Origin of the sequence: Pseudomonas peradeniyensis (assembly GCF_014268935.2) — a bacterium.
Lineage (GTDB): Bacteria > Pseudomonadota > Gammaproteobacteria > Pseudomonadales > Pseudomonadaceae > Aquipseudomonas > Aquipseudomonas peradeniyensis.
Map to the genome: position 1 here is coordinate 606,924 of NZ_JABWRJ020000004.1, position 21,702 is coordinate 628,625.

At 64.5% G+C, this 21,702-nt stretch carries 17 protein-coding genes; 14 read left to right on the plus strand and 3 right to left on the minus strand.

Features of this window, described 5'->3' with window-relative positions; all coding sequences use genetic code 11:
• The first annotated feature begins 116 nt into the window (after positions 1–116).
• The gene (gene cspD, locus HU751_RS23300) at positions 117–371 is read left to right on the plus strand and encodes a cold shock domain-containing protein CspD (protein ID WP_186716100.1); all 255 of its coding nucleotides are present in this window, start codon (positions 117–119) and stop codon (positions 369–371) included.
• Positions 372–447: 76 nt separating this feature from the next.
• On the opposite strand, the gene icd is transcribed toward cspD, so the two are convergent.
• The gene (gene icd, locus HU751_RS23305) at positions 448–1,704 is read right to left on the minus strand and encodes an NADP-dependent isocitrate dehydrogenase (protein WP_186735338.1); all 1,257 of its coding nucleotides are present in this window, start codon (positions 1,702–1,704) and stop codon (positions 448–450) included.
• Positions 1,705–2,164: 460 nt separating this feature from the next.
• Here icd and HU751_RS23310 point away from each other — a divergent pair, with 460 nt between their 5' ends.
• The 7 genes from HU751_RS23310 (at position 2,165) to HU751_RS23340 (ending at position 10,099) form a co-directional block, all read left to right on the plus strand.
• Positions 2,165–4,390 carry an NADP-dependent isocitrate dehydrogenase gene (locus HU751_RS23310; protein ID WP_186735340.1) on the plus strand — a complete coding sequence of 742 codons (2,226 nt, stop codon included), beginning with the start codon at positions 2,165–2,167 and terminating at the stop codon, positions 4,388–4,390.
• A gap of 169 nt (positions 4,391–4,559) precedes the next feature.
• Positions 4,560–5,000, plus strand: a complete 441-nt coding sequence (locus tag HU751_RS23315; protein ID WP_186735342.1) for an NUDIX hydrolase — start codon at positions 4,560–4,562, stop codon at positions 4,998–5,000.
• Positions 5,001–5,059: 59 nt separating this feature from the next.
• Complete coding sequence (mnmA, locus tag HU751_RS23320; protein WP_050706366.1) at positions 5,060–6,184, plus strand: tRNA 2-thiouridine(34) synthase MnmA; 1,125 nt, start codon at positions 5,060–5,062, stop codon at positions 6,182–6,184.
• A complete protein-coding gene (gene hflD, locus HU751_RS23325; RefSeq protein WP_062573538.1) occupies positions 6,181–6,807 on the plus strand; it encodes a high frequency lysogenization protein HflD in 627 nt (208 codons plus the stop codon). Before mnmA ends, hflD begins: the two co-directional genes overlap by 4 nt.
• Positions 6,808–7,053: 246 nt before the next feature.
• On the plus strand, positions 7,054–8,424 hold the full coding sequence (gene purB / locus HU751_RS23330; RefSeq protein ID WP_186735344.1) for an adenylosuccinate lyase: 1,371 nt from the start codon (positions 7,054–7,056) through the stop codon (positions 8,422–8,424).
• Positions 8,425–8,505: 81 nt separating this feature from the next.
• Complete coding sequence (locus HU751_RS23335) at positions 8,506–9,672, plus strand: ribosomal protein uL16 3-hydroxylase (RefSeq protein ID WP_050706369.1); 1,167 nt, start codon at positions 8,506–8,508, stop codon at positions 9,670–9,672.
• The gene (locus tag HU751_RS23340) at positions 9,665–10,099 is read left to right on the plus strand and encodes a GNAT family N-acetyltransferase (protein ID WP_050706370.1); all 435 of its coding nucleotides are present in this window, start codon (positions 9,665–9,667) and stop codon (positions 10,097–10,099) included. The genes HU751_RS23335 and HU751_RS23340 overlap by 8 nt, the downstream gene beginning before the upstream one ends.
• 113 nt (positions 10,100–10,212) lie before the next feature.
• On the opposite strand, the gene HU751_RS23345 is transcribed toward HU751_RS23340, so the two are convergent.
• A complete protein-coding gene (locus HU751_RS23345) occupies positions 10,213–12,063 on the minus strand; it encodes a polyurethane esterase (RefSeq protein WP_186735346.1) in 1,851 nt (616 codons plus the stop codon).
• Between the two features lie 236 nt (positions 12,064–12,299).
• Here HU751_RS23345 and HU751_RS23350 point away from each other — a divergent pair, with 236 nt between their 5' ends.
• From HU751_RS23350 to HU751_RS23375, 6 genes are all read left to right on the plus strand, one after another.
• Positions 12,300–14,246 (plus strand): DNA topoisomerase III, encoded by a 1,947-nt coding sequence (locus HU751_RS23350; RefSeq protein WP_186735347.1) that lies wholly within the window; start codon positions 12,300–12,302, stop codon positions 14,244–14,246.
• A gap of 156 nt (positions 14,247–14,402) precedes the next feature.
• Positions 14,403–15,692, plus strand: coding sequence for an NAD(P)/FAD-dependent oxidoreductase (locus HU751_RS23355; protein ID WP_186735348.1), 1,290 nt, complete (start codon positions 14,403–14,405; stop codon positions 15,690–15,692).
• The gene (locus tag HU751_RS23360; protein WP_186735349.1) at positions 15,685–16,245 is read left to right on the plus strand and encodes a helix-turn-helix domain-containing protein; all 561 of its coding nucleotides are present in this window, start codon (positions 15,685–15,687) and stop codon (positions 16,243–16,245) included. The genes HU751_RS23355 and HU751_RS23360 overlap by 8 nt, the downstream gene beginning before the upstream one ends.
• A gap of 10 nt (positions 16,246–16,255) precedes the next feature.
• Entirely contained in the window at positions 16,256–17,608 is a 1,353-nt protein-coding gene (locus HU751_RS23365) for a glutamine synthetase family protein (RefSeq protein ID WP_186735350.1), read from the plus strand.
• Between the two features lie 171 nt (positions 17,609–17,779).
• Positions 17,780–18,553 (plus strand): TSUP family transporter, encoded by a 774-nt coding sequence (locus tag HU751_RS23370; protein ID WP_050705230.1) that lies wholly within the window; start codon positions 17,780–17,782, stop codon positions 18,551–18,553.
• Positions 18,554–19,363: 810 nt separating this feature from the next.
• A protein-coding gene (locus tag HU751_RS23375; protein ID WP_437181031.1) for an IS3 family transposase occupies positions 19,364–20,727 on the plus strand; the annotation gives its coding sequence in 2 pieces (ribosomal slippage) (positions 19,364–19,876 and positions 19,879–20,727; 1,362 coding nt in all).
• Positions 20,728–20,840: 113 nt separating this feature from the next.
• On the opposite strand, the gene nudC is transcribed toward HU751_RS23375, so the two are convergent.
• The gene (gene nudC, locus HU751_RS23380) at positions 20,841–21,671 is read right to left on the minus strand and encodes an NAD(+) diphosphatase (protein WP_186734519.1); all 831 of its coding nucleotides are present in this window, start codon (positions 21,669–21,671) and stop codon (positions 20,841–20,843) included.
• Between the last annotated feature and the right edge of the window lie 31 nt (positions 21,672–21,702).

Here is a 21,702-nt window from a genome sequence, read left to right on the forward strand (position 1 = left end):
GAACCCACCGTGGTCGATAAAGATCCGCGCAGTCAACCAGATTTTCTCGCAAGGTTCGTATGCGGATGAAGTGGATGATACTCCAGTGATGGAGTCCTTTGCAGAGGGACATAGGGATGGCAAGCGGTAAAGTCAAGTGGTTCAACAATGCCAAGGGCTACGGATTCATCAACGAGGACGGCAAGACCGATGATCTGTTCGCCCACTATTCAGCGATCCAGATGGACGGATACAAGACGCTGAAAGCCGGCCAGGCCGTGAACTTCGAGATCATCCAGGGCCCCAAAGGGCTGCACGCGACCGACATCCGAAGCGCCACCAGCAGCGTCCAGGCCAGCGCGACGAACCCGGGCAACACCGTCGAAGTCTGATCCCCGACCTGTCTGCCGGTAAACGAAAAAACCGGTCGTCCCTTTAATAAAGAGGCGACCGGTTTTTTTGCCCCGCTTACATGTGCTTGATCAACGCCTCGCCAAAGCCCGAGCTGCCGACCAGGGTCGCGCCCTCCATCAGGCGCTCGAAGTCGTAGGTCACGGTCTTGGCCGCGATGGCGCCATTGGTGCCCTTGATGATCAGGTCGGCCGCCTCGGTCCAGCCCATGTGCCGCAGCATCATCTCGGCCGAGAGGATCACCGAGCCCGGGTTGACCTGGTCCTTGCCGGCGTACTTCGGCGCGGTGCCGTGGGTGGCCTCGAACATGGCCACGGTGTCCGACAGGTTGGCCCCCGGCGCGATGCCGATGCCGCCCACTTCCGCCGCCAGGGCGTCGGACAGGTAGTCGCCGTTGAGGTTGAGGGTGGCGATCACATCGTACTCGGCCGGACGCAGCAGGATCTGCTGGAGCATGGCGTCGGCGATGGCATCTTTTACGATCACCTCGCGGCCGGTCTTCGGATTCTTGAACTTCATCCACGGGCCGCCATCGAGCAGCTCGGCGCCGAACTCGTCGCGTGCCACCTCGTAGCCCCAGTCCTTGAAGGCCCCTTCGGTGAACTTCATGATGTTGCCCTTGTGCACCAGGGTCAGCGACTTGCGGTCGTTGTCCACCACATACTGCAGGGCCTTGCGCACCAGGCGCTTGGTGCCCTCCTTCGAGACCGGCTTGACGCCGATGCCGCAGTCCTGGTCGAAGCGGATCTTGGTGACGCCCATTTCCTCCTTGAGGAACTTGATCACCTTGTTCGCCTCGGGCGAACCGGCCTTCCACTCGATACCGGCATAGATGTCCTCGGAGTTCTCGCGGAAGATCACCATGTCGACGTCACCCGGCTTTTTCACCGGGCTTGGCACGCCCTGGAACCAGACCACCGGCCGCAGGCACACATAAAGGTCGAGCTGCTGGCGCAGGGCCACGTTGAGCGAGCGGATGCCGCCGCCGACCGGGGTGGTCAGCGGCCCCTTGATCGACACCACATAGTCGCGCACCGCATCCAGGGTTTCCTGGGGCAGCCAGGTGTCCTGGTCGTAGACCTGGGTGGCCTTCTCGCCAGCGTACACCTCCATCCAGGCGATCTTGCGCTTGCCGCCGTAGGCTTTCTGCACGGCTGCGTCGACTACCTTGATCATCACCGGCGAGACGTCCACGCCAATGCCGTCGCCTTCGATGTAGGGAATGATGGGGTTATCGGGAACATTGAGCGAATGGTCTGCATTGACGGTGATCTTGGCACCATCAGACGGAACCTTGATTTTCTGGTATCCCATGCTGCACTACTCCGCTTTTCCTGGTGTGATTGGAAATCGTGCGATCCACTGAGCCTAAACCACATCTGCCGACCTGCAAGCTCGCTGCCACGACAGCCGAAAAAGGACTGGAAAATCCCCCTGGCAGCCTGCGGCAACACGCCACATTGCTCCTACGTCTTTGGTCTTATAAATGCGCTGATACCACTTCGCCTTGCTGAATAGCCCAAAGGGTTTGATATACTCCGGCGCGACCATGGGGTCATCGGGGCGAACCCTAGGAAAATGCGGCTCGCCCTTGGTCATGAATGACCGCAAAGCCTGGGTTGTTACCGCGGCCCAGCACTTGACGCTCGACTGATGCATCCACCATCACCGCTCGCAGCCTCTCGACTTTCCGCTCATGGCGTCGCCAGGGCGAAGCGCCTACCCTGCGCACCTCGAGACTCGAGTACGCTCAGCACATAGAGAGTTAACCCGCATGCCCACCCGTTCCAAGATCATCTACACCTTCACCGACGAAGCCCCCGCCCTCGCCACCTACTCGCTGCTGCCGATCGTCGAGGCCTTCACCGCTTCGGCCGATATCGCCGTCGAAACCCGCGACATCTCCCTGGCCGGCCGTATCCTCGCCGCCTTCCCGGAGCAACTGGGCGCCGAGAAGCAGGTAGGCGATCACCTGGCGGAACTGGGCCAACTGGCTACCACCCCGGAAGCCAACATCATCAAGCTGCCGAACATCTCCGCGTCGGTTCCACAGCTGAAGGCCGCGATCAAGGAGCTGCAAGCCAAGGGCTTCAACATCCCTGACTACGCCGACGAGCCGGCCAGCGCCGAGGAAAAAGAATCCCGCGCCCGCTACGACCGCATCAAGGGCAGCGCCGTGAACCCGGTCCTGCGCGAAGGCAACTCCGACCGTCGCGCCCCCCTGTCGGTCAAGAACTACGCCCGCAAGCACCCGCACAAGATGGGCGCCTGGGCCGCCGACTCCAAGTCGCACGTTGCCCACATGACCCAGGGCGACTTCTACGGCAGCGAAAAGGCCGCGCTGATCGAGGCTGACGACAGCCTGCGCATCGAGCTGGTCGGCAAGGACGGCGCCACCACCGTCCTGAAAGAAAAAACCGCCGTCAAGGCCGCCGAAGTCATCGACTGCGCCACCCTGAGCCGCAAGGCCCTGAAAGCCTTCATCGCCGAGCAGATCGCCGATGCCAAGGCCTCCGGCGTGCTGCTGTCGGTGCACCTGAAAGCCACCATGATGAAGGTCTCCGACCCGATCATGTTCGGCGTGATCGTCGAAGAGTTCTACGGCGACGTGCTGACCAAGCACGCAGCAGCACTCGGCCAGGTGGGCTTCAACGCCAACAACGGCATCGGCGACCTGTACGCCCGCATCAAGGATCTGCCTGCTGAAAAGCAAGCCGAGATCGAAGCCGACATCCAGGCCCTGTACGCGGTTCGCCCGGCCCTGGCCATGGTCAACTCGGACAAGGGCATCACCAACCTGCACGTACCGAGCGACGTCATCGTCGACGCCTCGATGCCTGCGATGATCCGCGACTCGGGCAAGATGTGGAACACCGCCGGTGAACTGCAGGACGCCAAGGCGATCATCCCGGACCGCTGCTATGCCGGCATCTACCAGGCCACCATCGAAGACTGCAAGGCCAACGGCGCCTTCGACCCGACCACCATGGGCAGCGTGCCGAACGTCGGCCTGATGGCGCAAAAAGCCGAAGAGTACGGCTCCCACGACAAGACCTTCCAGATCAAGGCCGACGGCGTCGTGCGCGTGGTCGATGGCAAGGGCAAGGTCGTGCTGGAGCAGAACGTCGAAGCCGGTGACATCTTCCGCATGTGCCAGACCAAGGACGCGCCGATCCAGGACTGGGTCAAGCTGGCCGTCAACCGCGCCCGCCTGAGCAACACCCCTGCGGTGTTCTGGCTGGACCCGGCCCGCGCCCACGACGGCGTGATGATCGAGAAGGTGCAACAGTACCTGAAGGATCACGACACCTCCGGCCTGGACATCCGCATCCTGGCCCCGGTCGACGCCATCAAGTTCTCCCTGGCCCGCATCCGCGAAGGCAAGGACACCATCTCGGTGACCGGCAACGTGCTGCGCGACTACCTGACCGACCTGTTCCCGATCATGGAGCTGGGCACCAGCGCCAAGATGCTGTCGATCGTTCCGCTGATGAACGGCGGCGGCCTGTTCGAGACCGGCGCCGGCGGTTCGGCACCGAAGCACGTGCAGCAGCTGGTCGAAGAGAACTTCCTGCGCTGGGACTCGCTGGGTGAGTTCCTGGCCCTGGCCGCTTCCCTCGAGCACCTGGGCAACACCTACGACAATCCGCGCGCCAAGGTCCTGGCCAACACCCTGGACCAGGCCACCGGCAAGTTCCTCGACACCAACAAGTCGCCTTCGCGCAAGGTCGGCGGTATCGACAACCGTGGCAGCCACTTCTACCTGACCCTGTACTGGGCAGAAGCGCTGGCCGCCCAGACCGACGACGCCGCCCTGCAGGCGCGCTTCGCCCCGCTGGCCAAGACCCTGAGCGAGAACGAGGCGACCATCGTCGCCGAGCTCAACGCCGTCCAGGGCAAGCCGGCCGACATCGGCGGCTACTACGCCCCGGATGCCGAGCTGACCGCCAAGGTGATGCGCCCAAGCCAGACCCTGAACAGCGCCATCGCCGCACTGTAAGGTTCGCTTGACGTAACAGCACAGACCCCGGCCACGCACCGGGGTTTGTGCTTTTTGAAGTTTGTGAAATCTCCCGTGGGAGCGGGCTTGCCCCGCGATTGCGCTGAACCTGTATGGGCGCAATCGCGGGGCAAGCCCGCTCCCACGCCCCCGCCATGGAGCCCACTGCATGACCTGGCAACCCCACATCACCGTCGCCACCATCGTCGAACACGACGGCAAGTTCCTCTTCGTCGAGGAGTTCAAGGCCGGCCAGCACGTGTTCAACCAGCCCGCTGGCCACCTCGAAGCCAACGAAACCATCGCCCAGGCCGCCCTGCGCGAAACCCTCGAGGAAACCGCCTGGGAAGTCGAACTCACCGGCGTGGTCGGCATCTACCTCTATACCGCCCCGAGCAACGGCGTCACCTACCAGCGCATCTGCTTCGCCGCCCGCCCGCTGCGCCATCACCAGGACCTGGCGCTGGATAGCGACATCGTCCGCGCCGTGTGGCTGACCCGCGACGAGCTGCTGGCCGAGCCGTCGCGCTGGCGCAGCGAGCTGGTACCGCGCTGCCTCGACGATTACCTGGCAGGCCCGCTGCACAGCCTCGAGTTGCTGCGCGACTGACGCCAGCCCGCGGGTTTGATAGAATCGGCGTTTTTCCCCTCTGATACACATCGGTAGCCATGACCAGCCCAGCACTCAAAGACCCCGCCAAGACCCGCGTCATCGTCGGCATGTCCGGCGGCGTGGACTCTTCCGTCTCCGCCCTTCTGCTCATCGAGCAGGGCTACCAGGTGGAAGGTCTGTTCATGAAGAACTGGGAAGAGGACGACGGCACCGAATACTGCACCGCCCGCGAAGACCTGGCCGACGCCCAGGCCGTGTGCGACCGCATCGGCATCAAGCTGCACACCGCCAACTTCGCCGCTGAATACTGGGACAACGTGTTCGAGCACTTCCTCGAGGAGTACAAGGCCGGCCGCACGCCCAACCCGGACATCCTCTGCAACCGCGAGATCAAGTTCAAGGCGTTCCTCGACTACGCCCTGTCCCTGGGCGCCGACCTGATCGCCACCGGCCACTACGTGCGCCGCCGCGACACAGGCGAGCTGACCGAGCTGCTCAAGGGCCTGGACCCGAACAAGGACCAGAGCTACTTCCTGCACGCCGTCGGCGGCAAGGAAATCGCCCGCACCCTGTTCCCGGTCGGCGAACTGGAAAAGCCCGAGGTACGGGCCATCGCCGAGAAACACGGCCTGGCCACCGCCAAGAAGAAGGATTCCACCGGCATCTGCTTCATCGGCGAGCGCCGCTTCAGCGATTTTCTCAAGCAGTACCTGCCGGCCCAGCCCGGCGAGATCCAGACCACCGAGGGTGAGGTGATCGGCCAGCACCATGGCCTGATGTACCACACCATCGGCCAGCGCCAGGGTCTGGGCATCGGCGGCCTGAAGGACGCCGGCGACGAGCCGTGGTACGTGCTGGAAAAAGACCTCTCGCGCAACGTGCTGGTGGTCGGCCAGGGCAACGAGCACCCGTGGCTGTTCTCCCGTGCCCTGCTGGCCTCGGAGATCTTCTGGGTCAACCCGATCGACCTGTCCAGCCCGCGCCGGCTGACCGCCAAGGTGCGCTACCGCCAGGGCGACCAGCAGTGCACCCTGGAACGCACCGAGAGCGGCTACCGCGCCGTGTTCGACGAGCCGCAGCGCGCCGTGACCCCGGGCCAGTCGGTGGTGTTCTATGACGGCGAGGTATGCCTGGGCGGCGGTGTGATCGAGATCGCCGAGCCGTGGAGCCCGCGTCGATGAATAACCTTCAGGAGCAGTTGGTCGCCCTGGGCGGCGTGTTCCAGGCCGCGGTGCTGGTCGACCGCATTGCCCGTACCGGCCAGGCCAGCGAAGCCAACATCGGTTGCATGCTCGGCAGCCTGCTGGTGCGCGACCCGAAGGACACCCTGGAGGTGTTCGGCGGCGACGACCTCAACCTGCGTGACGGCTACCGCGCGCTGGTCGGCGCCCTGGAGCGCGACCCCAGCAGCCTGCAACGCGAGCCGCTGCGCTATGCCCTGTCGATGCTGGGCCTGGAGCGCCAGTTGAACAAGCGTGGCGACATGCTCGACACCATCGGCAACCGCCTGCCGCAGATCCAGTCCCAGGCCGAGCATTTCGGCCTGGTTCACGAAAACGTCATCGCTTCCAGCGGAGCCTTGTACCAGGACACCCTGAGCACCCTGCGCCAGCGCATCCAGGTACACGGCGACATGCGTTTCCTGCAGCAGGCCAGCAATGCCTCGAAGATCCGCGCCCTGCTGCTGGCCGGCATCCGCGCCGCGCGCCTGTGGCGCCAGCTGGGCGGGCACCGCTGGCAGCTGGTGTTCAGCCGCCGCAAGTTGCTCAATGAACTGTACGGGATGATGCGTACCGCTGATTGACGGGCGTACATCGGCCCCTGTGGGAGCGGCCTTGCGTCGCGATGGACCGCAACGCGGTCCCAGGGGCTCGAACTTGACTCAATATTGTTGGGGCTGCTGCGCAGCCCTTTCGCGACACAAGGCCGCTCCCACAGGGCCCACAGTTTGCTGAATACTGGCCCGACCTTTGGTCAGCCACCCGACTCGGGCGCGATTTTCATGTATGATATGCGCCCTTCCAAAAGCCTGACTGTCCGAGAACACCCCATGCAGCTCTCCTCGCTCACTGCGGTTTCCCCTGTAGACGGCCGTTATGCCGGCAAAACCCAGGCCCTGCGCCCCATCTTCAGCGAATTCGGCCTGATCCGTTTCCGCGCCCTGGTCGAAGTACGCTGGCTGCAGCGCCTGGCCGCCCACCCGCAGATCGGCGAAGTGCCGGCGTTCTCCGCCGAAGCCAACGCCGTGCTGGACAGCCTGGCCACCGATTTCAAGCTCGAGCACGCCGAACGCGTCAAGGAAATCGAGCGCACCACCAACCACGACGTCAAGGCCATCGAGTACCTGCTCAAAGAGCAGGCGGCTCAACTGCCTGAGCTGGCCAAGGTCAGCGAATTCATCCACTTCGCCTGCACCAGCGAGGACATCAACAACCTGTCCCACGCCCTGATGCTGCGCGCTGGCCGTGATGAAGTGCTGCTGCCGCTGATGCGCCAGATCGCCGAATCCATCCGCGCCCTGGCCCACGCCCACGCCGAAGTGCCGATGCTGTCGCGCACCCACGGCCAGCCGGCCTCGCCGACCACCCTGGGCAAAGAGCTGGCCAACGTCGTCTACCGCCTGGAGCGCCAGATCGCCCAGGTGGCCGCCGTGCCGCTGCTGGGCAAGATCAACGGCGCCGTGGGCAACTACAACGCCCACCTGTCGGCCTACTCGCAGATCGACTGGGAAGCCAATGCCCGTGCCTTCATCGAAGACGAGCTGGGTCTGGTGTTCAACCCCTACACCACGCAGATCGAGCCGCACGACTACATCGCCGAGCTGTTCGACGCCATCGCCCGCTTCAACACCATCCTCATCGACTTCGACCGTGACGTCTGGGGCTACATCTCGCTGGGCTACTTCAAGCAGAAGACCGTCGCCGGCGAAATCGGCTCCTCGACCATGCCGCACAAGGTCAACCCGATCGACTTCGAGAACTCCGAAGGCAACCTGGGGATCGCCAACGCGCTGTTCCAGCACCTGGCCAGCAAGCTGCCGATCTCGCGCTGGCAGCGCGACCTGACCGACTCCACCGTGCTGCGCAACCTGGGCGTGGGCTTCGCCCACAGCGTCATCGCCTACGAAGCCAGCCTGAAGGGCATCGGCAAGCTGGAAGTCAACGCCGCCCGCATCGCCGCCGACCTGGACGCCTGCTGGGAAGTCCTGGCCGAGCCGATCCAGACCGTGATGCGCCGCTTCAACATCGAGAACCCCTACGAGAAGCTCAAGGAGCTGACCCGTGGCAAGGGCATCACCCCTGAAGCACTGCTGACCTTCATCGACGGCCTGGACATGCCAGCCGAAGCCAAGGCCGAGCTCAAGCAACTGACTCCTGCCACCTACATCGGCAACGCGGTAGCCCAGGCCAAACGCATCTGACCTGCGCTCCGCGCTTAACGCCCGGCCTGGCCGGGCGTTTTTATTCCCGTACGAAAACTAAGTTTTTTCAATAGGTTGAACATGAATTCTGATACTCCACTGCAACTGTTGGGCGGCCTCACGGCCCGTGAATTCCTGCGCGACTACTGGCAGAAGAAGCCGCTGCTGGTGCGCCAGGCCTTCCCCGACTTCGTCAGCCCCATCGACGCCGACGAGCTGGCCGGCCTGGCCCTGGAAGAAGAAGTCGAGTCGCGCCTGGTGCTCGAGCACGGCGAGCGCCCGTGGGAGCTGCGCCGCGGCCCGTTCGCCGAGGACGCCTTCGCCGACCTGCCCGAGCGCGACTGGACCCTGCTGGTGCAGGCGGTTGACCAGTTCGTGCCGGAAGTCGCCGAGCTGCTCGAAGAATTCCGCTTCCTGCCCAGCTGGCGCATCGACGATGTGATGATCAGCTACGCGGCGCCCGGCGGCAGCGTCGGCCCGCACTTCGACAACTACGACGTGTTCCTGCTGCAGGGCGACGGCACGCGCAACTGGAAAGTCGGGCAGATGTGCAACAGCGACAGCGCGCTGATCGACCACGCCGACCTGCGCATCCTGGCCGACTTCGAGCAGAGCGAGGAGTGGACCCTGGAGCCGGGCGACATGCTCTACCTGCCGCCGCGCCTGGCCCACTACGGCGTTGCCGAGAGCGAGTGCCTGACCTACTCGGTAGGCTTCCGTGCCCCGAGCGCCGCCGAAGTGCTGACCCACTTCACCGACTTCCTCGGCCAGTTCCTGCCCGATGAAGAACGCTACAGCGACGCCGACGCCCAGCCGGTCAGCGACCCGCACCAGATCCAGCACGATGCCCTCGACCGCCTCAAGGCGCTGATCGACAAGCACATGGCCGACAAGGACCTGCTGCTGACCTGGTTCGGCCAGTTCATGACCGAGCCGCGTTATCCCGAGCAGGTGGTAGGCGAAGAGCTAAGCGAGCAGGAGCTGCTCGACTACCTCGGCCAGGGCGCCATCCTGATCCGCAACCCGAGCGCGCGCCTGGCCTGGTCGGAGTTCGGCGACGACCTGCTGCTGTTCGCCAGCGGTCGCAGCTGCCCGCTGCCAGGCAAACTGCGCGAACTGCTGAAGCTGATCTGCTCCGCCGACGCCCTGCACAGCGAGAACCTTGGGCAGTGGCTGGAGGACGAAGACGGCCTGATGCTGGTACAACAGCTGGTCATGCAAGGCAGCCTGGGATTCGCCGATGAATAAGATCAGTGTTCGACTGGCCGACTGGCACAAGGACAACGCCGACATCCACCGCATCCGCAGCGCCGTGTTCGTCGCCGAGCAGCACGTGCCGCCGGAGCTGGAATTCGACGCCGAGGACCCGACCGCCGTGCACTTCCTGGCCATGGAGGGCGACTACCCGATCGGTACCGCCCGCCTGCTGCCCGACGGCACCATCGGCCGGGTCTCGGTGCTCAAGGACTGGCGCGGCCTGAACGTGGGCGACGCGCTGATGCGCGCGGTGATCGTCGAGGCGCAGAACCGCGACCTCAAGCAGCAGATGCTCAGCGCCCAGGTGCACGCCACGCCGTTCTACGAACGCCTGGGGTTCCGCGTGGTCAGCGAGGAGTTCCTCGAGGCCGGCATCCCGCACGTGGACATGGTTCGCGACTCGCGCGAGATGGCCTGAGCAACGGGCCGGCTGCCGCCGGCCATCGCCGGCAAGCCGGCTCCCACAACGAACGGCGCTGTACCTGTGGGAGCCGGCTTGCCGGCGAAAGGGCCGCCCAGCGGCCCCCTGGGTCAGGCAATCACGATCTGCCCATCCCCCACCCCCTGAGCCGAGATCCCCACCAGCGTCACGCTGTCCCCGCCGAACTTCAGCACCAGGTCATCGCCAACCTGGCTGGCATGGGCACGCCAGTCCGGCGCCGCCGTGCCGCCGTCCACGCCAATGAACACCAGCCGGTCCTGCCCGGTGAAGTCCAGCACCCGGTCCTGGCCGAAATGCTCGCTGAACAGGAAGGTGTCGCGCCCCGCGCCGCCAATGAGCACATCGTTGCCCGCGCCACCCACCAGCACGTCATTGCCAGCGCCGCCCTGCAGCCGATCATCACCGCCGAGGCCAAACAGCCACTGGCCCTGATTGCCGGCCACCAGCTGGTCGCCGGCCTGGGTGCCATTGAGCGAGGATGCGTAGGGCGTGACCTTGCCGCTCTCGAACAGACCCTGCGCCGCGACCCCGTGGCTGACCTCCTTGCTGAAGATCAGCAGGCTCGACTCCTTGCTCACCAGGTTCTCGACATTGCGCACCAGGCTGATGCCGCCCTGGGCGTCACGCACGTACAGCATGCCCTCGCCGTCCCGGGCGATGCTCAGGTTGGCCAGGGCGTCCTGCAGCTTCAGGGTGTCCTGGCCGGCACCGCCGTCGATCAGGTTGAAGCCGCCGTCGTCGCGGAAGGTATCGTTGCCGGCGCGGCCTTCGAGGTAGTCGTTGCCGCGCCCGCCGTGGATCAGGTCGTCCTGCTCGGAGCCGATGATGAAGGTGCTGCCCTTGTGCGGCTCGGCATTGCGGTTGAGGTCCTCGACCCAGGTCGAGCCTCGGGTGACATCGGACAGGTTGCTGACCACGATGGTCGAGTCGCGGCTGGTCCATTGATAGAACGACGACCCCAGCACCCGGCCAAGGCCATCGGCGTAGGCCGTCGGCAGGTGCGACAGCCAGGTGGCGATGTTGCCGATGGAGAACGGCAGCAGGTTCCAGGCGTCGGAGGCGTAGTGGTCGTTGAAGTTGACAATGTTGTTGGTGGCCGAAGCCTTGGCGCCGTCGTGCACGCCCAGGGTGCCCCAGGTCGCCGAGGTGCCGTCGAGCACGCGGAACACCGGGTCGTTTTCGTAGCCGATATTGAGCACCTTGCTGGCATCGGCGGCCTGGGTCGGCGAGGCGAAGGCGACGTAGCGCGCATCCTGGTAGAAGCCGCCCCAGCGCGAGCCGCTCAGATCGGCCAGGCTGTTGACCGCCAGGCCGCCGAGGCTGTGACCACTGACGGTGACATCGGCGCCGCTCAGACCGTTGGCCTTGGCGAAAGCCGCCACATCGGCGAGCAGTTGCCCGAATGCGTTACCGGCGTAGTCGCGGGCATATCCGGCCGGGCCGATCGCCGCCAGCAGGTCGTTGATGGCGTCACCGATGGTGTCGCCCAGCAGGTTCTCGCGCGGCCCGCTGGTGCCGCGGAAGGCGATGCCGATGCCGCTGAGTTGGCCGGCGGCATCGTAGCGGCCGAGGATTTCCACCTGCGCCGAGGTGTAGCCCGGCGCTTCGCCGTGGAAGGTGCCACGGCCGTCGGTCTTGCCCTGGTAGCCCAGTTGCGCCGCGCTGATCGGCGTCCAGCCGGCGGCCTTGACCTGGGCCAGGGCGCGGGCTTCGGAGTCGGGGTTCCAGGGAATGCCGGGGATCACACCCTGGCTGTCGGTGCCACCGATCAGCGCCTTGACCAGGGTGGCCGGCAGGCCCAGGCCGAAGCCGTGCTTCTGGTAGCCGGCGCTGAAGCCATCGTCGATGCCATGGTAGGCATAGGTGGCCAGGGCCATGGCATCTTTATAGAGCGAGGAAGAGGCAGTGCTGTCGAGCTGTCGGTAATCGAAAACGGGCATTGGTTTACATCCCTGTTGTTCTTGTAGGAAGGACACCCCAGCGACATCGTCCAGTGACACGACTGGCGGGCGAAAGGCAAAGCTGGCACGCAATTGCCGAATCGTCCAACCCCAAGGGGTGACTACCCTGCCAAACATGCGGGCGAAAAACCTGTACATGCATACAGATAAAGCTTGCCTGCACGCCCTGGCTTGCGCATCCTAGTGCCCATCTTCCGTGATCAAGCGTTTCGGCCATGCGCCTCTTCCTCTGCGAAAAACCCTCCCAGGCAAAAGACATCGCCAAGGTCCTCGGCGCCCAGCGTCGCGGCGACGGCTGCTGGCAAGGAACCGATGTCTGCGTGACCTGGTGCATCGGCCACCTGCTCGAGACCGCCCCACCCGACAGCTACGACGAGCGCTACAAGCGCTGGACCCTCGAAGACCTGCCGATCATCCCGGAAAAGTGGAAGATGACGGTCAAGCCCAAGACCGCCAGCCAGTACAAGGCGGTCAAGCGTCTGCTCGGCGAGGCCCGCGAACTGGTGATCGCCACCGACGCCGACCGCGAGGGCGAGATGATCGCCCGGGAGCTGGTCGAGCATTGTCGCTACCGGGGGCCGATCCAGCGCCTGTGGCTGTCAGCGCTGGACGATGCCTCGATCCGCAAGGCGCTCGGCCGCCTGCTGCCGGGCCAGGAGACCTTCAGCCTGTACCATTCGGCCCTTGGCCGCTCGCGCGCCGACTGGCTGATCGGCATGAACATGAGCCGCCTGTTCACCCTGCTCGGCCGCCAGTCCGGCTACCAGGGCGTGCTGCCGGTGGGCCGTGTGCAGACACCGACGCTGCGCCTGGTGGTGGACCGCGACCGCAGCATCGCCGACTTCGTGCCGGTGCCCTTCTGGGCCATCGAGGTGCAGCTGGAAAGCGCCGGCAGCGTGTTCAACGCCCAGTGGCGCGCGCCGGAGGACGCCTGTGACGACCAGGGCCGCTGCCTGAAGCAGGAACTGGCCCAGCAGGCTGCCGCCGACATGCAGGCGGCCGCCAGCGCCCGGGTGCGCAAGATCGTCACCGAACGCGTGCGCGAGGCGGCTCCCCTGCCCTTCGATCTCGGCACCCTGCAGGAAGTGTGCTCGAAGAAGCTCGGCCTCGGCGCCCAGGAGACCCTGGACATCGCCCAGGCCCTGTACGAAACCCACAAGCTCATCACCTACCCGCGCAGCGACAGCGGCTACCTGCCCCTCAGCCAGCACGGCGAGGCCGCCGGCATCCTCGCTGCCCTGCAGCGCGCCGACGACAGCCTCGCGCCGCTGCGACCGCACCTGGATCCGGGCCGCCGCTCACGGGCATGGAACGACCAGAAGGTCAGCGCCCACCACGGCATCATCCCCACCGCCGCCGCCAGCGACCCGTCGCGCCTGCCGCCCAAGTACAAGGCCGTGTATACCCTGATCCGCGCCCGCTACCTGGCGCAGTTCCTGCCCAACCACGAGTACGACCGCACCCAGGCCGAGTTCGATTGCGCCGGTCATGCGCTGCGGGCGGTGGGCAAGCAGATCGTCGAGCCGGGTTGGCGCCGGGCGCTGCCCGAGGCACTGACCCCAACCAAGGGCCGCGAGGCGCCACCGGCCCAGGTGCTGCCGACGCTGCGCGAAGGCCAGGACTGCGCAGTGCGGGACCTGCAACTGAAGGACCTGTGGACCCAGCCGCCCAAGCCCTTCACCGAAGGCGACCTGATCAAGGCGATGAAGAACGTCGCCAAGCTGGTCGACGACCCTCGGCTGAAACAGAAGCTCAAGGAAACCACCGGCATCGGCACCGAGGCCACCCGCGCCAGCATCATCCAGGGCCTGCTCGACCGTGGCTACCTGGTCAAGAACGGCAAGGCCCTGTCGGCCACGCCCACCGCCTTCAGCCTTATCGATGCCGTGCCGCGGGCCATCGCCGACCCCGGCACCACGGCGATCTGGGAACAGGCGCTGGACATGGTGCAGAGCGGCGAGATGAGTTTGGACGAGTTCGTCACCCGCCAGTCGGCCTGGATGGGCAAGCTGGTGCAACGCTGCAGCGGCCTGCGCCTGACCATCAGCGGGCCTGCGGCGGGCAAGTCGGCGGCGCCGTGGAAGAAGAAGCGCAAGGGTGCTGCCAAGGGCAAGACAGCAACCGGCAAGCCCCGGCAGCCGCGGCGCAAGGCAGCGACCTAGCGCGTTCCAATCGCGGGGCAAGCCCGCTCCCACGCCTGTTCGTATTCGACGCGTGGGAGCGGGCTTGCCCCGCGATGGCGCCATCTACTGGCGCTATGAAAATCCTCTGCTATTTTTTCATGAAAATAATCAGAAAAAATTTCACGAGGCCCCGACATGTTCAAGCAATCCGCCCAGCACGTCGCCAGCTACTACGCCAGCACCTATCCCGCCACCATCCCCCTTCGCCCCACCCTGCAGGGCCCCCATGACACCGACATCCTGATCGTCGGTGCCGGCTTCAGCGGCCTGCACACGGCCCTGCGCCTGACACTGGCCGGCCAGCGCGTGACCCTGCTGGAAGCCAGCCGGGTGGCCTGGGCCGCCTCGGGCCGCAACGGTGGCCAGGCACTGCTGGGCTGGTCGTGCGACATGCCCCCGCTGGAGCGAGCCCTGGGCCTGGAGCGCAGCCGACGCCTATGGGACAGCATGTGCTGGGCCGCCCGCGAGCTGAGCCAACTGCCCCAGCGCCATGGCTTCGACGTCGACTATCGCCTGGGCAGCCTGTGGACCGCCGTATTGCCACGCCGGGTAAAACTGCTGGAGGAGGCCCGACGCGAAGCACAGGAGAAGTTCGACTACGACTGCCTGCGCCTGATCGGCCGCGACGAACTGCCCGAGTGGATCGACAGCCCCCGTTACCAGGCCGCGCTGTACGACCCCAATGGCGCCCACCTCAACCCACTGAAGCTGGCCCAGGGCCTGGCCGGCGTGATCGAGGCGAACGGCGGGCGGATCTTCGAGCAAAGCCAGGTGCTCGACTACCACGAACACGCCGACGGCTTCGTTGCCCGCACCGATCAGGGCGAAGTGCGCAGTCGCGTACTGGTGCTGGCCTGCAACGCCTATATCGACCGCCTCGACCGCACCCTGTCGCGGCGCTTGTTGCCGGTGGGCTCCTACCAGGTGGCCACGGCGCCGCTGGACGCCGAGTTCGCCGCCTCGCTGCTGCCGCGCAACAGCTGCGTGATCGACAACCAGTTCGTTCCCGACTACTTCCGCCTGACGCCCGACCACCGCCTGCTGTTCGGCGGCGGCTGCACCTACCTGGGCGGCATCCCCAAGGACATCGCCAGCGCCACACGGCCCTATCTGGAGCGAGTGTTTCCGCAGTTGCGTGGGGTGGCCATCGAACATGCCTGGGGGGGGCACCTCGACTGCAGCATCCAGCGCACCCCGGATATCGGCCGTCAAGGCCAACGCTACTGGCTGCAAGGATTCTCCGGCCACGGCGTGCTGCCGACCCTGGCCGGCGCACGCGCCGTCAGTGATGCGATCCTGGGTGACGACGACCTGCTCGCGCTTTACCAGGGCATCGACAATGGCCGCTTCCCCGGCGGTGATCTGCTGGCCGCGCCGCTGGAAGCGGCCGCCAAGGCCTGGTACAGGATGCGCGACCATGTCTGAGCCGATCGACGACAACCAGGGCCTGGCGCGGCTGGTGCGCGACCTGCGCAAGCACCGCGGGCTGACCCTGGACGAGCTGGCCGGGCGGGTCAAGCGCTCGCTGGGCTTTCTCTCGCAGGTCGAGCGCGGTCTGTCGCGTCCCACGGTGGCCGACCTCACCGCCATCAGCGAGGCGCTGCAGGTTCCCACCACCTACTTCTACCAGGCCGTGCCGCCCCGGGCGCTCGACTGGGTCACCCGCCCCGGCGAGCGGCGCACCCTGTACTACGCCGCTGGCGTCACCGACGTGCTGGTCTCGCCGACCCTCACCGGCCGCTTCGCCATGCTCGAAAGCCACCTGGCGCCCGGCGCCAGCAGCGGCGAAGGGCATCTGGACGACAGCTCGGAACAGGGTGGCTTCGTCCTTGAGGGCGAGCTGACCCTGTGGCTCGAAGGCCAGGAAGATGCCGTCACCCTGTACCCCAACGACAGCTTTCAACTGCCACCCCACAGCCAGTTCCGCTACGCCAACCTGACCGCCCGAACGACCCGGGTTCTCTGGGTCTTCCGTTGAGAGCATGCCAATGACAAGTACAACAGGCTTCCCCGATCTGCTCAGCGAAGTACGCGCCTTCCGCGCCCGACACCCCGAGGTGCGCTATGTCGACCTGATCAGCCTGGACATCCCCGGGCACTTCTACGGCAAGCGCTACCCCATCGACATGCTGGAAAAGGTGGCCGCCGGCAGCCCACTCAAGCTGCCGCAGAACTGCGTGCTGCTCGGCGCGCAGGGTGGGCTGTTCCCCATCGGCGACTACTGCTTCAACGACGGCGACCCGGATGCCCCGCGCCGCCTGGTACCCGGCACGCTGAAGCCGGTGACCTGGGAGCGCGAGCCGCTGGGGCAGATGCTGATCACTTCGGACGGTACTGCGGCGCCCATCGAATTCGAGCCTCGCGAGGTGCTGGCCCGCGTCCTGCAGCGTCTCGAGCGTCGCGGCATCCGCCCGGTGGTGGCGTTCGAACTGGAGTTCTACCTGTTCGACCGGGCGCTGAAGGACGGCCTGCCGCAGTTCCCCCGCGACCCGGCCAGTGGCGATGCCGACGACCAGCCGAACATGCATATCGAGCGCCTTTCGCGGTTTTCCGATGTGTTGCGCGAGATGGTCGAGACCGCCAACGCCCAGGGCGTGGACGCCAATGTCATTACCGCCGAGCTGGGCCCTGGCCAGTTCGAGATCAATTTCGCTCACTGCGACGACGGCCTGCGCGCCGCCGACTGGGCGGCGCTGTTCTGTCGCAGCACCCGGGGCGTGGCGCTCAAGCATGGGCTGCGCGCTTCGTTCATGAGCAAGCCCTACCTGCATGCGCCGGGCAGCGGCATGCATGTGCACGTCAGCCTCTACGACCCGGCCGGCAACAACCTGCTCGCCGCCGACGCCCAGCGCCCGCTGCGCCATGCCGTGGCCGGCTGCCTGGCGCTGCTGCCGCACTGCATGCCGGTGTTCGCCGCCAACCACAACGCGTTTCGTCGCTACGGCGCCATGGTCAACACAGCCAGCCGTGCGAGCTGGGGCTTCGAGGATCGCGACGCCTGCATCCGCATCCCCGAGTCGGATGCGCGCAACCTGCGGATCGAGCACCGGCTGGCCGGGGCGGATGCCAATCCATACCTGGTGCTGGCGGCGATACTCTGCGGCATGGAGCATGGGCTGGATGCCGCGCAGGAGCCGATCGCGCCGCTGAACGAGGATCGAGGCAGCGGGATCGACTTCCCCAAGGACATGCTCGGCGCGGTGGCGGCGATGCGCGGGCATCCGGCCATCAACGAAGGGTTGGGCGCGGAATTCGTGATGGTCTATTGCGAGAACAAGCGCCAGGACCACCTGGCGTTTCTGCAGGAGGTCAGTGCGCGGGAATATCGCTGGTTCCTTTGACATCCATCGCGGGGCACGCCCGCTCCCACGCAACGATCCCGGACTGGCGTGGGAGCGGGATTGCCCCGCGATGAGACCGGCACTGGCACCCGCTATCTCCTGGTATTACCATGCACAACCTCTAGCGCGGCCTTTTGCCGCACCCCGCCTTCCAGCCTGCGCACGCCACCCATGCCCTTCGAACTCACCGTTGAACCGCTCACCCTGCTGATCCTCGCCCTGGTCGCCTTCGTCGCCGGCTTCATCGACGCCATTGCCGGCGGCGGCGGCCTGCTGACCACTCCGGCGCTGCTCACCGCCGGCATGCCGCCGCACCTGGTGCTGGGCACCAACAAGCTCAGCTCGACCTTCGGTGCCGCCACCGCCAGCATCACCTACTACCGGCGCAAGCTGTTCCACCCGGCGCAGTGGCGCCTGGCAATCGTCGGCACCCTGGTAGGCGCGCTGATCGGCGCAGTGGTGGCCCACTACATGCCCGCAGAATGGCTGAACAAGATGTTGCCGGTGATCGTCTTTGCCTGTGGCGTCTACCTGCTGTTCGGCGGCACGCCCAAGGCGCCTTTGGACGCCGAGGCGCCGATCAGGAAGAAGTGGCAGTTCCCGCAAGGTTTCACCCTGGGCTTCTATGACGGCGTCGCCGGGCCCGGCACCGGTGCCTTCTGGACCGTTAGCACGTTGCTGCTCTATCCCATCGACCTGGTTCGCGCCAGTGGTGTGGCGCGGAGCATGAACTTCGTCAGCAACATTGCGGCGCTGACGGTGTTCATCATTTCCGGGCAGGTGGATTACATCGTTGGGCTGTGCATGGGGGTGTCGGTGATGGTCGGGGCGTTCTTCGGGGCGCGTACGGCGATCAGTGGGGGGAGCAGGTTTATTCGGCCGGTGTTTATTGCTGTGGTGTTGGCGTTAACCGTTCGCTTGGCGTGGCAACACTGGTTCGGGTAAGGTTTGGGGGTGATTGTTTTGATTTTTGCATGCGCATTCGTAGGCGATGTCGACATTTAGTCACCTTTTCGCCTTTACGGCGACCTACTTTTCTCTAGGGAAAAGTAGGCAAAACCGTTCCGCTCCGTTCATCCGGCCCCTACGCTGCGCTCCGGGGTTCCCTCGCTCCGTTCTTGCTCCCGGGAGGACCGCGCTGAACGCCCCATCCTGGGGCGCAGCGCTTGACGGCCATCCATGGCCGTCACCTCCCTTCGCAAGAACTCCGCTCGGCCTCCTGAAGTCGCAATTGGCGGCGCTTGGACTATTGCGCGCTTAGAAGCAAGAGCAAGAGCAAGAGCAAGAGCAAGAGCAAGAAATGCGAAGTTAGTTGTTTGACCATTAGTTATGTATTGACTGTCCCGGCCCTTTCACGGGGCAAGTCCGCACCTACAGGGTTATATATAACGGCGACTATTGCGTGGGAGCGGGCTTGCCCCGCGATGCGATCGAGAGATTAATTAATCTCCAACTAGCGACAGCTGCGCCAGTCTAGGCGCCGCCCGTAACTTCGCGACTTCAGGAGGCCGAACGGAGGTCTTGCGGAGGGAGGTGACGGGCATGGATGCCCGTCAAGCGCTGGGGCCCAGGATGGGCCCTGCAGCGCGGTCCTCCCGGGAGCAAGACCGGAGTGAGGGAACCCGGAGCGAAGCGTAGGGCCGGATGAACGGAGCGCAGCGTTTTTTGGTTACTTTTTGTCGCGTTTGACAAAAAGTGACCCGCCGTTGAACTGACCCCCGAAAGTTGGACACCTTATCCCTTGGAGGGTGTTCCATGACGAAATACAACCTGGCGCTCAAGCAGGCACTCATCGAAGAGTGCCTTTCTGCCCGCAGTGTTCATGAAGTGGCACTGAAGCATGAGCTGAGCCCTTCGCTGCTGCGCCGCTGGGTAAAGGGCTATGAGAAACACGGCGCAGCCGGTTTGATTCCCAAGTACAGTCACTACGATGCTCAGTTCAAATTAAAGGTTTTGCAATGCATCGAGCAAGACGGGCTGTCTGCTCAGCAAGCATGCGTAAGGTTTGATATCCGTGGGCCGAGCAGCATCAGGCAATGGAAAAGGCTGTACGATGAAGGCGGAATAGAAGCCCTTCATCCGAACCGTGCCCGAGAGTTAAACATGCCCCGCAAGCCATCAAAGCAATCCAGCGCAGGACCTTCTGCACCTTCGGATCGTGAGCTCACGCCTGAGCAAATGCTCGAAGAGCTGGAATATCTGCGCGCGGAGAATGCCTATCTAAAAAAGCTCGATGCCTTGATCCAAGCGGACCCACGCACTGCGCAGGCAAGAAAACGCAAGCTGTCCAAGGATTAAGGCGTGAGCATCGACTCGCTCTGCTGTTGCGCGCTGCAGGCCTGGCACGCAGTACCTTTTACTACCAAAGCAAAGTGTTGCAGACCGACAGGCATGCTGCCCTCAAGGAACGCATCGACAGGGTCTATCACCAGCATAAGGGGCGGTATGGCTACCGCCGTATCACTGCGGTTCTTGGGCACAATGCCGAGGTGATCAATCACAAGAAGGTGCAGCGGCTGATGCAGTTGATGGGCCTCAAATCGCTAGTCAAAGTGAAGAAATATCGCTCGTATCGAGGCTCCGAGGGGCTTGTTGCATCTGATTTGCTCAAGCGTGAATTCAAGGCGCAGGCCCCTAATCAAAAATGGGTAACCGACGTGACAGAGTTCAAGGTAAAGGGCCAGAAGCTATTTCTTTCGCCGGTGATGGACCTGTACAACGGCGAGATCCTCGCTTATCAGATCAACCGACGCCCTGAGTTCAGGATGGTTTCGACAATGCTGGAGCAAGCTTTCGAGCGGCTGAATCAAGATGACAAACCAATATTGCACTCCGATCAAGGCTGGCAGTATCAGCAGCCAGCTTACCGGCACATGTTGGCCGGGAAGAATATCGAGCAGAGCATGTCGCGAAAGGGAAACTGCCTGGACAACGCCGCGATGGAAAGCTTTTTTGGCACGCTCAAGAGCGAGTTCTTTTATCTGGAATCGTTTGAGAGTGTTGAACAACTGGCATCAGGGCTAGAGGATTACATCGCTTACTACAACCAAGAACGCATCAGTCTCAGACTAAATGGCTTGAGTCCGGTACAATTTCGGACCCAAGCGCTGAACCCATAGCGTACCCTGTCCAACTTTCGGGGGTCAGTTCACGTAAGGGCGGAAAGGTGAATAAGCGTCACCATCACAAATGAATGCGCATACAACTTCCAAAACCAACAAACCAACCCAACTCAGGCAGACAAAACCGGTTCAGGAAAACCCAACCGCCGAGCAACATACAGATCAATCAGATACCGAGCAATCGACCGCCCCGCCGGCAAAGGCGGCAACTCATGCACATTGAACCACCGCGCATCCTCGATCTCATCCGCCTGCATGACAATCTCCCCCCCAGCATACTCGGCATGAAACCCCAGCATCATCGAATGCGGAAACGGCCAGCACTGGCTGCCAACGTACTGGATGTTCTTCACCTCGACCGCCACCTCCTCACGCACCTCACGTACCAAGCAGTCCTCGGCCGACTCCCCAGGCTCCGCGAAGCCCGCCAGGGTGCTATAGACCCCGGTGACGAAGCGCGGCGAACGGGCCAGCAGCACCTCGTCGCCACGAGTAATCAACACGATCATGCTCGGTGAAATCCGCGGATAGCTGCGCAAGTCGCACGGCTGGCAGTACATCGCCCGCTCCCAGCGAATCTGCGTCATGGCCTGGCCGCAACTGCCGCAGAAGCGGTGCTCGCGAGCCCAGGTGCCGATCTGCGCGGCGTACCCGAGTACCTTGTAGGTATCGAAGTCGCCTTCAAGCATGAACCGGCGCAGCCCCTGCCAGTGACACCCCGGCACCTCGCCGGCCCCGCGCAGCTCCAGCAGGAACACCGGCTGGCCGTCGAAATGGCCGATACCATGCTCGCACAGCACATCAAGGCCCTGGCGCTTGAGCCAGTCACGGGGGAACAGCGCGCCGTTGGCGTCCACCAGGAACCCCTCCGGGCTGCGGGCGACAGCCAGCCCCCCGGTGATCTGCGGGTCGAGTACTGCGGTTGTCCAGCGTGCTGACATGGTTCGGGTCCCTTGATGGCGCCCGCCACTG

Excerpts from the sequence above, each read along its gene's own strand:
- cspD (WP_186716100.1), top strand. The coding sequence starts at position 117 with ATGGCAAGCGGTAAAGTCAAGTGGTTCAACAATGCCAAGGGCTACGGA.
- icd (WP_186735338.1), bottom strand. The coding sequence starts at position 1,704 with ATGGGATACCAGAAAATCAAGGTTCCGTCTGATGGTGCCAAGATCACC.
- HU751_RS23310 (WP_186735340.1), top strand. The coding sequence starts at position 2,165 with ATGCCCACCCGTTCCAAGATCATCTACACCTTCACCGACGAAGCCCCC.
- HU751_RS23315 (WP_186735342.1), top strand. The coding sequence starts at position 4,560 with ATGACCTGGCAACCCCACATCACCGTCGCCACCATCGTCGAACACGAC.
- mnmA (WP_050706366.1), top strand. The coding sequence starts at position 5,060 with ATGACCAGCCCAGCACTCAAAGACCCCGCCAAGACCCGCGTCATCGTC.
- hflD (WP_062573538.1), top strand. The coding sequence starts at position 6,181 with ATGAATAACCTTCAGGAGCAGTTGGTCGCCCTGGGCGGCGTGTTCCAG.
- purB (WP_186735344.1), top strand. The coding sequence starts at position 7,054 with ATGCAGCTCTCCTCGCTCACTGCGGTTTCCCCTGTAGACGGCCGTTAT.
- HU751_RS23335 (WP_050706369.1), top strand. The coding sequence starts at position 8,506 with ATGAATTCTGATACTCCACTGCAACTGTTGGGCGGCCTCACGGCCCGT.
- HU751_RS23340 (WP_050706370.1), top strand. The coding sequence starts at position 9,665 with ATGAATAAGATCAGTGTTCGACTGGCCGACTGGCACAAGGACAACGCC.
- HU751_RS23345 (WP_186735346.1), bottom strand. The coding sequence starts at position 12,063 with ATGCCCGTTTTCGATTACCGACAGCTCGACAGCACTGCCTCTTCCTCG.
- HU751_RS23350 (WP_186735347.1), top strand. The coding sequence starts at position 12,300 with ATGCGCCTCTTCCTCTGCGAAAAACCCTCCCAGGCAAAAGACATCGCC.
- HU751_RS23355 (WP_186735348.1), top strand. The coding sequence starts at position 14,403 with ATGTTCAAGCAATCCGCCCAGCACGTCGCCAGCTACTACGCCAGCACC.
- HU751_RS23360 (WP_186735349.1), top strand. The coding sequence starts at position 15,685 with ATGTCTGAGCCGATCGACGACAACCAGGGCCTGGCGCGGCTGGTGCGC.
- HU751_RS23365 (WP_186735350.1), top strand. The coding sequence starts at position 16,256 with ATGACAAGTACAACAGGCTTCCCCGATCTGCTCAGCGAAGTACGCGCC.
- HU751_RS23370 (WP_050705230.1), top strand. The coding sequence starts at position 17,780 with ATGCCCTTCGAACTCACCGTTGAACCGCTCACCCTGCTGATCCTCGCC.
- nudC (WP_186734519.1), bottom strand. The coding sequence starts at position 21,671 with ATGTCAGCACGCTGGACAACCGCAGTACTCGACCCGCAGATCACCGGG.